The following is an 11344-nucleotide window of genomic DNA, read 5'->3' as shown; positions in this document are numbered from 1 at the left end:
CGTGTTCTGGAATAGGAGGTCAGGGCAGGCGGAATCCGCGTTCCAGCGGGAGGCAGGTATGCCGCTCGCCCAGAGCGCGCAGCATCACTCGGGGACCGGTAAAGGAACGACGGCCGTGCAGCCAACGTGTGTTGTCGAGGATGAATCCCTGGCCCTTGCCCAGGCGCAGGACCATGGTGTGCCGGTCCATGACCTTCCGGAGGATCTCGACGTGGCGAACCGTGCGGGGAGCGAAGCGGATGAGTTCGTCAAGCCTTAGCCGGATGGTCCACGTTTCTGGTGCGGCAGGTTCGAAGACCGCGCCGACGTATCCGGAGGAGCCTCCGAAGTAGGCGCTCCGGGGCGCGGATAGCGCACTCCACGTCTCCGGGGCGGACAGGGATAGCTCCTCGGCCACGGCCCGCCCGTCGATGAGGACGCTCTCGCCTCCGTGGTGCGCTGGAGTCAGGCACATGAGCATGAGGAGGTGTGGTGGTCTCGGTAGGCACGACCGCTCCGTGTGCGGGAGGAGTTCGGAGTCGGTGAATCCGAGCTGGCCGGCCCCGGGGCTCCCGTCCCGCGCATGCAGCAGGGTGAGGCCGTCAGGGCCGCTGTCCGGGTGCGGGTAGAGGACGGCCAGATCACGCACCAAGTCGGCGAAGGCGGGGCGGCTGGGCATCTCGCTGAACGTTGCCAGACCCCGCTCACGAAGGGCGGACGCCAGATGTGGGTGGAGGTCGGTTCTGCGCGGGTCGACTCGGTGACGCTCGAAGCGAGTGTTGGTGTCGACGGGCAGGGGAGGTGTCGTCTTGTACACACCGCCCAGCTTCACGAATACCGGGCGATGAGGCCAGTGACAATCTGTCAAGGCGCGAGCTGCCCGAGATCGGGTACGCGCCTGCTAGCTTCACTACCGTCGAACCCCTACGCCGTCGAAAGCGAGCCACTGTGTCCGACGCCCCCTACACACCGCTCACGTTCCCCGTCTCCGTCAAAGGCGTCGCCATCCGTGACGGGCGGGTACTGCTGTTGCGCAACGAGCGTGACGAGTGGGAGCTCCCCGGCGGAAAGATCGAGCTGGGGGAGACCCCGGAGGAGTGCTTGGCCCGGGAGATCGAGGAGGAGACGGGCTGGCCGGTCACGGTGGCGCAGATCCTCGATTCGTGGATGTACCACATCACCCAGGTCGACAAGCACGTCTTCATCGTCACCTACGGCTGTCATGTGGACTCGGACGCCCCGGTCGTGGTCTCCAGCGAGCACAAGGAAGCAGGGCTGTTCACCGAAGACGAGGTACCCCGTCTGACAATGCCGGAGGGGTACAAGAGGTCGGTCCTCTCCTGGTTCGCCCAGCCGGACACGTGACCGCTTCGACCTCCACCCGCTGGCTGTGGCTGCTACCCGAGGCACGTCGAGCCCTGGAGACCCGGGAACTGGCGGTGATCCTGCGTTGCTATCGCAAGTTCGCGGGACTCTCGCAGGTGGCGATGGGAGAGCTCCTCGGATACGACCCCTCTTATGTTTCCCTGCTGGAGCGGCGCCAGCGCACCATCAATGACCGGCAGGGGTTGTTGCACATCAGCCGAGTCCTGGGCGTTCTGCCGCACGCCCTGGGAATCACCAGCGACGAGGACGCGGACTTCCTCGCCGCACTGCAGTTCGGGGAGTCGACGGTACGGCTCGCTGAGATCGCCCGGCAGGCGGGACGCGCGGCAGAGGCGGTCGAGGAACTGTGGCCGTTGGTGGTCCGGCTGGAGGCACGCCTGAGTGAGGGACGGGTCGACTACGGGACGGCCTCTCTGTTGGCACGGGCGCGGGCAACGCTCGGCACGTCGCTGGGGCACGTCCTGCCGGAGGAGCAGTTGTACCTGGCCGCGCGATGGACGGGCGGTGCCATGCGGCTCGCTCGGCATCTGGACGAGGGTGACTTCCTCGGGCACGTGCTGCGTATGCACGGCAACGAGCTGAGGAAGGCGGGCCGATCGGGAGCCGCTATCGCGCGTCTGGCTGAGGCAGCCGAGCTCTCGCATGACGAGGGGGAGCGAGGTCAGACCTTCGTCCTTCTTGCACGTGCGGCCGGAGAGCAGGGGGATGCAGGCAGGCACGACGAGGCCGTAACCACCGCTGACCTTCTCATGGACGCTGCGGGGCCGAGCGGAATCCTCTTCACCCCCTTCTCCCTGCGCGAAGTGCGCGTGCGAGGGCTGCTGGGAACCGGGCGCGCATCTGCGGCAGCAGAACTGGCCCGAGCTCGCCCAGGATTGGGAGAGGCGCCGGCACCTCAGTGGGCGGCTATCGAAGCCGTCACCTCCGCTGACGCGCTGTCCGAGGTAGGGGACCTCACCAGTGCGCACACTTTGTACAGCGAGGCGTTGTCCCTTGCCACACGTCTTCGATTGCCGCACCAGATTCAGCGCGTGGTGCGGAGCACCGCCAAACCCGGGCTCGAGGAAGTTCGGGCCGATGCCTTGGCACGCTTGCACGACCTCACCCAGCATCGAACAACGGCCGGTTCGCTCTCTCGCTGATGCAGTGCTGCATATGGATTCAGAGGAACAAGAGAGAAGGCTCCATGAGCGTGATCGAATACGAGGCCAAGGTCTTGGACATCGACCCCGAACAGGCGGCCCGGCTCATTCTCGACAAGGGCGGTGCTGACCTGGGCGAGGTGCTTCAGCGGCGCTACGTGTACGACATCGAGCCCGGGGACGTGTCGCGGTGGGTGCGTCTGCGCGACACCGGGAGCCGGGTCACGCTCACGGTGAAGGAGATATCGACTCCGACGCCATCGGCGGCACCCGTGAGACCGAGACGGAGGTCGGTGGCTTCGAGACCGCCAACGCGTTGTTGGGCAAACTCGGATACACGCCCAAGGCCTACCAGGAGAACCGACGGCACAGCTTCATGTTGGACGGCGTCCAGTTGGAGATCGACACCTGGCCGCGGATCCCCGCGTATCTGGAGATCGAAGCGGACAGCCGCGCCGAGGTGGTGCGGGTGGCCGCGCTGCTCGAATTCGACGAGTCGTCTCTGACGGGTGAGAACATCACCAAGGTCTACGCCCGCTACGGCATCGACCTGTCCAGCATCACTGCCCTGTGCTTTGACACTGAGTGAGCGTCGGCTGCCCGGTGGCCGCGCCTACGCTCGACATACCATCAGAGCGCCTCACCCCTTCGCCTCCTAACCTCACTGAAGGACACTTCTCATGAACGTTCCCCCCACTATCGGTCTGCTGCACCCAGGCCGCATGGGCGCGGCTGTCGGGCGTGAACTCACCGCAGCGGGGGTCCGGGTCCTGTGGTGTTCCGCCGGGCGGAGTGAGGCGAGTGCGCGGCGCGCTGAACGGGCCGGACTCGAAGCTGCATCCGAGCTTGGGGCGCTCTTGGAGCAGGCCGCCGTGGTCATCTCCCTGTGCCCGCCAGCGGCCGCTGAGGCAACCGCAGCTTCGGTCCGGGAAGCCGGTTTCGGGGGGCTCTTCGTCGATGCCAACGCCATCAGCCCCGAACGAGCCAAGCGGATCGCCGCTGATCTGGCAGGAGAGGGGATCCGCACCGTTGATGGATGTGTCATCGGCCCTCCTCCCAGAGGCGCGGAGGACACCCATCTCTACCTGTCCGGGCAGCAGCAGGATGTGGAGGCGGTCGGGGACTTGTTCGCTGACAGCGCCGTCGCCCCGATCCGGATGCAAGGCCCGGTCGGTGACGCCTCGGCCCTGAAGATGGCCTACGGGTCCTACCAGAAAGCTGCCTGCGCTCTGGCGGGCGTGGCTCAGGCGCTGGGGCGTGTTCACGGGGTGGAAGCCCACCTGACGGAGGAGGCGCGGCGCCTGGCCAAGTCCCCGTTGGCCACTCCTGACTACCTGACCGGGGTGGCGGCTAAGGCCTGGAGATGGGCACCGGAGATGCGTGAGGTGTCTGAAACCCTGGCTGCGGCAGGTCTGCCCGGAGAGATGGCTGAGGCAGCAGCTGCGGTGTTCGATCTGTGGGAGCCGGACAAGGACGATTCCGGATTGTCGTTGCCGGAGGCCTTGGACCGGCTCAGAGGCGGGCAGTAGAGAGCGATGGAGCCACTCGGGCAAGGGCCGAGCGACTGGGCCGCGTAGCGGATCACCGGCGGTTGTGGAGAGTGGTTTCGATGAAGGCTTGCCACTCCGTGCGAGTGAAGGACAAGTGGCCCAGATCCCTGTTTTGGGTGTCCCGCACGTCGGCTCCGCCTTGGTGCTCTCGGGCCTCGACGCACTCGTTCGAACCGCCGCTGTAGCTGCTCTTGTGCCAGTCACTCATCGTCGATCTTCCTCATCTCGTCGTGGATGGCATCCAGAGTCTCCTGCGGGTCGCGGGCAGCCCCCTGGAGAGAGGTGAACAGCAACCGGCTTCGAAAGATACCAGCGGAGTCGGTGATGATTCGGCCCTCTTCAGCGGATTCCATGTAGACCACCTCGGGTTCGTCCGCCGTGGTGATGATGCGACGGGGCCCTGAGTTTCCCGCGTGGCGAGGGGAGTTCGTGGGGATCATCTGCACGGTGAGGCGTTCGCTGTTGACCAAGTCGGCGACACGGGTGAGTTGTGCTCGTTGGATTGCCGGGGAACCGTAGCGCCGCGCCAGCACGCTTTGGTCGATGATCAGCCACAGGGAGGGAGCCTCGGCCTGGGCCATCCGATCGGCGCGTTCGCACCTCTCTTTGGCCAGCGCCGCGACCTCCTTGCTGGAGAGCCATGGTGAACCGTAGCGAATCAGTGCGTGCGCGTACTGCTCGGTTTGCAGATACGACGGGAACACCAGGGGCTGGTACTCCAAGATGGCGTCAGCAGCATGGGTGCGTTTGATGACCTCGTGCAGCCACACCTGGCGACCGGACCCCGTGAGCTCCTCCCAGAGCTTGTCCAGCCTTCCGTCGCTTTCCAGGACCTCGTCCAGGAACTTCCTCAACCAGGGCCGTGCCATGGCTCGGCCGTTCTCGACGTCGGACAGGTGTGAATCGCTGATGGTCGTGCCGCGCTGGCTGATCCTTCGTGCCAGGGCCTGCTGGGTCAGCTCTGCTTCTACTCGAAGCCTGCGTAGCTCTTGCCCGAATGCCTTCAGATCCCGTTCGTCTGTGTGCATGTAGCCATAGGAACACAGGGGGCGACGGCTTGTGGGGGATTCCAGAGAATTCCAGACGCCCTTGGAAGATTCGTGAGCTCTCCGAGCAGCCTTCACATACCGTTGCCCCAGGCCACATCCTTTCTGTCGCGGGCCCGCAGCCATCAGCGCGACGACGAAAGGAACCGGTGGATTCCATGCTCTTCTCTCGGCCGTCCCTCGACCTGCCCCGGCGGATCCGCTGCACGGATCCGGACCAGGGCTCTCTGGAGTGCGGGCATCAGCTCTGGCACCTCAAGGCCGCCCGTAGCTGGGCTACTCACGTGGCCCGCACCACCCCTGCCTGCGCGGACCCGCTGTTGGTCTCGCTCTCGGAGCTGCACACCAACGCGTTGAAGCACAGCGCTTCGGGGCTGCCCGGTGGGCGGGTGCGTATCGAGATCGAGCGGCGCCGGCGGCTGTTCCTGCTCCGTGTCACCGACGACGGGCCCCGCCCCGAAGCGGAGGTGACTGTGCCCGAGGCGCGCCCGGTGCTGGGGGAGTGCGGGGCTGAGGGGTTGCTCGTCGAGGGCGGATACGGCCTGGCCCTGGTGGACGCGATGGCCCTGTACTGGGACTTCACCCGCGATCCCGACGGCGGGTTGATGGTTCGTGCCGCTTTCGACCGATCCGGGCGCACCCGGATGGCCGCCTGAAAACCCGCCACCGGGTTGTGGCCGACAGGGGTTGAAGCACCTCGCTCACCCAAGCGAACATCGACCACCCCTCGCGGGAACGGCGTTTCCAGCGGGGGATCCAGGGCCGTATGCCCTGTGTGGCGTGGGTGGGAAGCGCAGCCCCGGGCGGCATGCAACCTCGGGGCCAGAGACACCCGCCCATGCCGAGCAACGAAGAAGGACCCAGAAGTGGAGGCGCCCCGACGCGGTGCGGCGAACACCGGGCCGGGGCTGAAATCCCCACCTGAAGCAAGCAGGAGGAGATCCGTGGAGAAGCCTACTGGTAGGCACCGCAAACCCGTACGGGGCTGGGGACAGCGCGTGCGGTGGCTGTTCGGCGCGGTCCTGGCCGCCGTGCTGTGCAGCCCTATCGAAGTCCCACCGCGCCGCAACACCGACCGCCCCAGGCACCAAGGCCGGTTGGTGCTGGAACGCCGCGCGACCCCCAAGGCCCTGACTGCCTCCTCTCCCGTGACGCGGAGCAGGACGGTGGCCGAACTCGCCACCCGGGAGGGCGAGCCCAAACCCGAGCCGGGGCCGGTGCGAGTGCCGCGACCCCGACGGCCACACCCCTCGGAGCAGGGGTGGTGTGTGGACGACGACGGGGTGCGCGGGGTGCGCCCGTACCTGTTCCACGACACGGAGCGGGCTCGCCTCAGCAAGGAGCACTCCTCGGTGATGCAAGCGTCGGGGGAGTTCGATGATCTGGCCGCCGCGGTGCGCACCTGGTTGAGCCTGGCCACCTGAGCGCACACTCTCGCCTCGGGGCGGTGCCGTGGTCGGCGCCGCCCTGTTTGCTTTGCGTGGCGGGGGTTGTGAGGTCGGACCACACAGCGGTGAGTCAGGCGTGGGCCACCTCTTAGCAGGTCTTTGAGGGCCTTGTGAGCCGTTCACGGGGCCCGGCTTCAACTCCGGGCCTGGGTGTGTTCGGTTCAGGTAATTCCCGTGTGAGGTGTCGAATCCGGGAGTGGGGGCGCGCTTCTTACTCAGTGAAGGGCAAAAACAGCCGTCACTTGGGAGGACGCCCGTGAACGAGTACGAACAGACCCTGGTCCGTCTGCTGCCCCGGATCACCGACCGGGACAAGCACATCCTCTACGGGTTGTGGGAGCACCGGGTGCTGACCACCCACCACCTGCACCAGATCTTCTTCCCCGACGCGGGTGCGCGGCGGGCCCGCAGCCGGATGCTCAGCCTGTACCGGTACGGGGTGGTCAACCGCTTCCGCCGCCATGCCCACGACCGCAACGCTCCCGACCACTGGATCTTGTCTCCGACCGGTGCGGTCTTGGTCGCGTTGGATCAGGGCAAGGAGCCGGACGTGCTCAACTTCCGGGGCGACCGGGCTCTGGCGGTGGCCTTCTCCGCGAAGTTGGACCACATCCTAGGGCTGGCCCAGACACGAGTGGCGTTTCTCCAGGGTGCTCCGCAGGTGGGCGCCAAGGTGGGCGAATGGAAGGGCGAGCGCACCTGCGAACGGGACTACAGCAACTATTGCCGCCCTGATGGGCTGCTGTCGTGGAGCCAGAGCGGGAAGAAGCTGTGGGCATTCGTGGAGTACGACACCGGCTCGGAGTCGCTGAGCCAGCTTCAAACGAAGATGTACGGGTACGCGCGTCTGGCCGAGACGAGCAGGCTGCCCTCGGTGGTGCTGTTCCTGGTGCACTCCGAAGAGCGCGAGGCCAACGCCGCCAAGAAGCTGGCCCAGCACTGTTCGAAGCAGGTGGGGGTGTACCTGAGCACCCACCACCGGATGGCGTCGTTGGGAGCCGGTCGTAAGGTGTGGCGTTCGGCCACCGATCCGCGGCCGCTGAGTCTGCTCGATATCTGCTTCATCCACCCGTGGCGCAAGGCGAAGGAGGAAGGCTGATGGGCGCGGATCGGGCAGTGAACCAGTGGGCCAATGGGAGGTCCGCTCCGTTGTCCCGCCGTTGCTCCGACCGGTGGGCCGGGTGGGGGACCCGCCTTGGGTGGACCACCCCTGAGTCTGGACTCACGGCAGGTCAGACGGGCTTTGGGGTGGTCCAGCGGCCGCCCCGGCTTTCTACCCCAGTAGGCGGTTTCCATCACGTAGGGCGGGCGGCGGCCCGGGTGTGCGGGGACGCGAACGCCCCCGCACACCCTCACCCGGCAGGCCTCTCGGCCTGCCGGAAACCCTCCCCGCCAACCGAGCTGCCATCGGCTTCGCCTTGCTCTACCTCTGACCTGAGGACCATGACTGCGCCGGTGGTGAGGCCGGCCGGGCTGCGCGAAGCGAGGTCAGCGATGCCCGAGCCCGGCCGCGCGAAAGGCGGCGCCCATGGATGACGAAGCCACACACGGGGCGGACGGGCCCCGCGCGCCGCGCTCGGGCGGTCCGGGCCCGGTGCGCGACGTGGCGGGCCGGAAACCGGCGCCGCGCCCACCGGGCGCGCGCGGGCCGTCAGGGGCCCACCGGCGCACTGACGGCCCCACGGCGCCCGACAGTGGGGCGGCCGGGGGCTGGTGGGGGTACGCGGCCTGTCGGGGACGGGACCCGGATCTGTGGTTCCCGGCCCAGGGCGGGTCGGTGCGTGCGGCCAAACGGGTGTGCCGGGTGTGCCCGGTGCAGCTCAACTGTCTGGCCGAGGCGATGCGTCGGGACGAGCAGTACGGGGTCTGGGGCGGTGCTTCGGAGGAGGAGCGCCGCCGCTACCGGGTCGCGGTGCGGGGAGAGCGCGAAGGGGGCACGCTTGGGCGAAACCGAGCGGCGTGACGAGGAAACCGAAGATGCCCGGCCGGAGCGGTTGTTGACGATTCCTGAGGCGGCACGGGTGTTGGCGGTGCCCGAGTCCTGGCTGCGGGAGCGGGTGCGGTTGCGCAGGGTCGCGCACCGCAGGCTCGGCAAGCACGTGCGCTTCACCGCGAGCGACCTGGAGGCGATCGTGGACGGGGCGGCGCAGCACGCTCTCACCCCCAGGCGCATGGCCCACCAGTGGAGGCGCCAGGGGTAGGGAGGGAGTCGACAACGGGGCCGGTGGCGCGGGTGCTGACCCGCGCCACCGGCCCCGTGCGTTCCTGCCCCTGGGCTTTAGGAGATCAGGCGCAGGCGCTGCTCACCGCCGGGGTCAGTGCGCGGCCTCGGGGGAGTGGGCGGGCCGTCGATGGCCTCGATCATGGTGTCGTCGATGTCGGTGACCAGGTGCCCGTAGCGGTCCATGGTCGTGGTGATCGAGGTGTGCCCCAGACGGCGCTGGATCTTGAACACGTGCACGTCTTTTTCGATCAGCCACGCCACGTGGGTGTGGCGCAGGTCGTGGATGCGCGGCTTCTTGCCCAGCCCGCGCCGTTGGGCCTCCTTGACGCCGGGTGCCCAGCGGCGGCCGTAGAAGGAGGAGTGCCGCCACCAGGACCCCTGGTCGGTGGTGAAGACGAACTCCTCGGGCTTCTTGCCCTCCAGCCTGGGGCGCAGCAGGTCGATGGTGCGGGGCGAGAGCGGCAGGCGCCGCCGGGAGCTGCGGGTTTTGGGCGCTCCCAGGTGGAAGGTGTTGTTGGGTCCGCGCTTCCAGGCCCGGCGCACGTCCAGGTGCCCGCGCACCTGCTGCTGTCCCTCGTGGTCGATGGTCGGGGTGAAGCTGACGTCGCGGACCTGCAGGGCGACCAGTTCGCTGTAGCGCATGCCGGTGCGCACGAACACCTCGACCATGTCGCGTACGTCCGGGTGCATCGAGTCCCGGAGCAGGGTGAATTCCTCGCGGGTCAAGAAGCACATCTCGGTGTCGGCCTCGTGGTCGGCGCGGGGCAGCCGGGTGCGGGCGGCGGGGTTGGAGGGCCGGATGGGCGGGTCCTCGCGCACGGCGGCCTCGCAGATGGAGAAGAGCAGCCCGTGCAGGTTGTGGACGAACTTGGCCGCCAGGGGTTTGCGTAGCCATCCGGGTTCCTTCTGGCGGCCCCGGCTGGGGTTGGGGGTGCGGTAGGAGGCCTTGGGATCGGGGGTGCCGGTGCGTAGCTGGTTGACCCAGGCGCGGACGTCCTTGGGTTTGAGCTGTGTGACATCGCGCAGGTTCACCTGTCCGAAGTGCGGGATCAGGTGGAGTTCGAGTTCGCGATGGTAGTCGGCGCGGGTGCGTTCCTCGATGCCGGTCATGGAGTCGATGAGCTCGCGGGCGAAGTCGGCGAAGATGACGGGTTCGGCCTCGGGCTCGTCTTCTTCCTCGACCTTGATCCAGCCGTGGCCGGGGACCCACCCCTCGGCCCAGCCCCGGCGGGGGATCCAGTTCTCGGGCCAGTGGTGTCCGGCCGCTTCGACGTGGAGTTTGAAGGTGTGGGCGTCGGCGCGGGTGTCGAAGGGTTCGGACTGGGGCGCTCCGCCACGGGTGCCGCCGAGCCGCCATTTGACCCAGTAGCGGGCGCGTCCGTCGGCCAGGGTGCGCTGGTTGATGGTTGCCATGGGTGGACCATCGCTTGGGTGCGGGCCAAAGCGAAGGGAATCGGCGAAGGTCCTCGAAGATCTTTGCGCAGGCCAGGACGGGTGTCCGACGGATGTACCAATGCCCGTATGCGGCGGGTCTGTGCGGCTTCGGGGCGGGTCGGGGCCGGGGGTGCACGGCCGTGCACCCCCGCGACATCGGTGAGTGACGGGATGGGTGGTGCGCACTCACCGACCCGGCTTTCCGGCCCCGTGCACCCTCCGGTGCACCCCCGAACACGCAAAAGCCCCTGACCTTGCGACGTTGTCGCTGGTCAGGGGCTTGAGCCTCTGGGGTGAGTGACGGGACTTGAACCCGCGACTTCTTGGACCACAACCAAGTGCTCTACCGGCTGAGCTACACCCACCATGTCCGCCGGGCCTCTCGGCCCTGCGTACGTATGAAAGCTTAGCGGACTCCGAGGAGTGCTTCGATCATTTTTCGGGGGCGGATTCGGCGAGAGCCACGTCACGCGCCTTCATGCCGGTGCCGCCCTCGACGATCTCGGCGGCGATCGCGCGGGCGGTGGCCGAGTCGGGCCCGGGTTCGGGCACGAAGGCGGCGGCGCGGAAGTAGCGCAGCTCCTGGATGCTCTCGGTGATGTCGGCCAGGGCGCGGTGGCCGCCCTTCTTCTCCGGGCTCGCGTAGTAGACGCGCGGGTGCCAGCGGCGCAGCAGCTCCTTGATGGAGGAGACGTCGATCATCCGGTAATGGAGGTGGGAGTCGATCCGCTTCATGTCGCGGGCGAGGAAGGTGCGGTCGGTGGCGATGGAGTTGCCGCACAGGGGCGCCTTGCCGGGCTCGGACACATAGCGGCGGATGTGCTCCAGGACGATGTCCTCGGCCTCCTGGAGGGTGACGCCGTCGTCCAGCTCGGCGAGCAGCCCGGAGGTGGTGTGCATGTCCCGGACGAAGTCGCCCATCCGGTCCAGAGCGTCCTGCGGAGGCTTGATCACGACGTCGACACCCTCGTCGAGGATGTTGAGTTCGCTGTCGGTGATCAGACAGGCCACCTCGATCAACGCGTCGTTCTCGAAGTCGAGGCCCGTCATCTCGCAGTCGATCCACACCAAGTTGTCGTTCATACGGGTCAGCTTAGGCGTTTCGGATCTCGGAACGGACGACGAAGGGGGTGGT

The 11344-nt window shown here is 67.6% G+C and carries 13 protein-coding genes, 1 tRNA gene and 1 pseudogene; 9 read left to right on the top strand and 6 right to left on the bottom strand.

Annotated features, from left to right (window positions below; genetic code table 11):
- Positions 1-19: 19 nt before the first annotated feature.
- On the bottom strand, positions 20-796 hold the full coding sequence (locus tag D451_RS26380) for a TauD/TfdA family dioxygenase (protein WP_161628221.1): 777 nt from the start codon (positions 794-796) through the stop codon (positions 20-22).
- Between the two features lie 131 nt (positions 797-927).
- Here D451_RS26380 and D451_RS0109875 point away from each other — a divergent pair, with 131 nt between their 5' ends.
- The 4 genes and pseudogenes from D451_RS0109875 to D451_RS0109860 all read left to right on the top strand — a co-directional run bounded on the left by D451_RS0109875 (position 928) and on the right by D451_RS0109860 (position 4036).
- A complete protein-coding gene (locus tag D451_RS0109875; protein ID WP_017534269.1) occupies positions 928-1344 on the top strand; it encodes an NUDIX hydrolase in 417 nt (138 codons plus the stop codon).
- Positions 1341-2507, top strand: a complete 1167-nt coding sequence (locus tag D451_RS28400) for a helix-turn-helix domain-containing protein (RefSeq protein ID WP_017534268.1) — start codon at positions 1341-1343, stop codon at positions 2505-2507. The genes D451_RS0109875 and D451_RS28400 overlap by 4 nt, the downstream gene beginning before the upstream one ends.
- Positions 2508-2551: 44 nt before the next feature.
- Positions 2552-3096: pseudogene (locus D451_RS26370) on the top strand (class IV adenylate cyclase).
- A 91-nt stretch (positions 3097-3187) separates the two neighbouring features.
- Entirely contained in the window at positions 3188-4036 is an 849-nt protein-coding gene (locus D451_RS0109860) for a DUF1932 domain-containing protein (RefSeq protein WP_017534266.1), read from the top strand.
- Positions 4037-4088: 52 nt separating this feature from the next.
- On the opposite strand, the gene D451_RS27285 is transcribed toward D451_RS0109860, so the two are convergent.
- Positions 4089-4265: a DUF397 domain-containing protein gene (locus D451_RS27285; RefSeq protein WP_017534265.1), complete on the bottom strand. Its 177-nt coding sequence runs from the start codon at positions 4263-4265 to the stop codon at positions 4089-4091.
- On the bottom strand, positions 4258-5085 hold the full coding sequence (locus D451_RS0109850) for a helix-turn-helix domain-containing protein (protein WP_026124957.1): 828 nt from the start codon (positions 5083-5085) through the stop codon (positions 4258-4260). The genes D451_RS27285 and D451_RS0109850 overlap by 8 nt, the downstream gene beginning before the upstream one ends.
- Positions 5086-5261: 176 nt before the next feature.
- Between D451_RS0109850 and D451_RS0109845 the strand changes: the two genes are divergently transcribed.
- From D451_RS0109845 to D451_RS0109825, 5 genes are all read left to right on the top strand, one after another.
- The gene (locus D451_RS0109845; protein ID WP_020379951.1) at positions 5262-5759 is read left to right on the top strand and encodes an ATP-binding protein; all 498 of its coding nucleotides are present in this window, start codon (positions 5262-5264) and stop codon (positions 5757-5759) included.
- Between the two features lie 288 nt (positions 5760-6047).
- Positions 6048-6527: a hypothetical protein gene (locus tag D451_RS28170; protein WP_152472827.1), complete on the top strand. Its 480-nt coding sequence runs from the start codon at positions 6048-6050 to the stop codon at positions 6525-6527.
- Positions 6528-6807: 280 nt separating this feature from the next.
- Positions 6808-7650, top strand: a complete 843-nt coding sequence (locus D451_RS0109835) for a replication-relaxation family protein (protein WP_017534261.1) — start codon at positions 6808-6810, stop codon at positions 7648-7650.
- A 429-nt stretch (positions 7651-8079) separates the two neighbouring features.
- A complete protein-coding gene (locus D451_RS27280) occupies positions 8080-8514 on the top strand; it encodes a WhiB family transcriptional regulator (protein ID WP_017534260.1) in 435 nt (144 codons plus the stop codon).
- Positions 8515-8548: 34 nt separating this feature from the next.
- Positions 8549-8752 carry a helix-turn-helix domain-containing protein gene (locus tag D451_RS0109825; RefSeq protein ID WP_241463302.1) on the top strand — a complete coding sequence of 68 codons (204 nt, stop codon included), beginning with the start codon at positions 8549-8551 and terminating at the stop codon, positions 8750-8752.
- Positions 8753-8829: 77 nt separating this feature from the next.
- Here D451_RS0109825 and D451_RS0109820 read toward each other — a convergent pair whose 3' ends face one another.
- From D451_RS0109820 to orn, 3 genes are all read right to left on the bottom strand, one after another.
- Entirely contained in the window at positions 8830-10188 is a 1359-nt protein-coding gene (locus D451_RS0109820) for a tyrosine-type recombinase/integrase (RefSeq protein ID WP_017534258.1), read from the bottom strand.
- 310 nt (positions 10189-10498) lie between these two features.
- Positions 10499-10574 (bottom strand) — tRNA-His (locus D451_RS0109815).
- 67 nt (positions 10575-10641) lie between these two features.
- The gene (gene orn / locus D451_RS0109810) at positions 10642-11292 is read right to left on the bottom strand and encodes an oligoribonuclease (protein ID WP_017534257.1); all 651 of its coding nucleotides are present in this window, start codon (positions 11290-11292) and stop codon (positions 10642-10644) included.
- Between the last annotated feature and the right edge of the window lie 52 nt (positions 11293-11344).

Source organism: Nocardiopsis alba DSM 43377, from assembly GCF_000341225.1.
In the GTDB taxonomy this organism is placed as follows: Bacteria; Actinomycetota; Actinomycetes; order Streptosporangiales; family Streptosporangiaceae; genus Nocardiopsis; species Nocardiopsis alba.
Note: the sequence above shows the minus strand (reverse complement) of the source record. Positions and strands in the feature narration are given on the sequence as shown.

Coding starts and splice junctions, on each gene's coding strand:
- D451_RS0109820 (WP_017534258.1), bottom strand. CDS start 10,188: ATGGCAACCATCAACCAGCGCACCCTGGCCGACGGACGCGCCCGCTAC.
- D451_RS27285 (WP_017534265.1), bottom strand. CDS start 4,265: ATGAGTGACTGGCACAAGAGCAGCTACAGCGGCGGTTCGAACGAGTGC.
- D451_RS0109845 (WP_020379951.1), top strand. CDS start 5,262: ATGCTCTTCTCTCGGCCGTCCCTCGACCTGCCCCGGCGGATCCGCTGC.
- D451_RS0109850 (WP_026124957.1), bottom strand. CDS start 5,085: ATGCACACAGACGAACGGGATCTGAAGGCATTCGGGCAAGAGCTACGC.
- orn (WP_017534257.1), bottom strand. CDS start 11,292: ATGAACGACAACTTGGTGTGGATCGACTGCGAGATGACGGGCCTCGAC.
- D451_RS27280 (WP_017534260.1), top strand. CDS start 8,080: ATGGATGACGAAGCCACACACGGGGCGGACGGGCCCCGCGCGCCGCGC.
- D451_RS0109860 (WP_017534266.1), top strand. CDS start 3,188: ATGAACGTTCCCCCCACTATCGGTCTGCTGCACCCAGGCCGCATGGGC.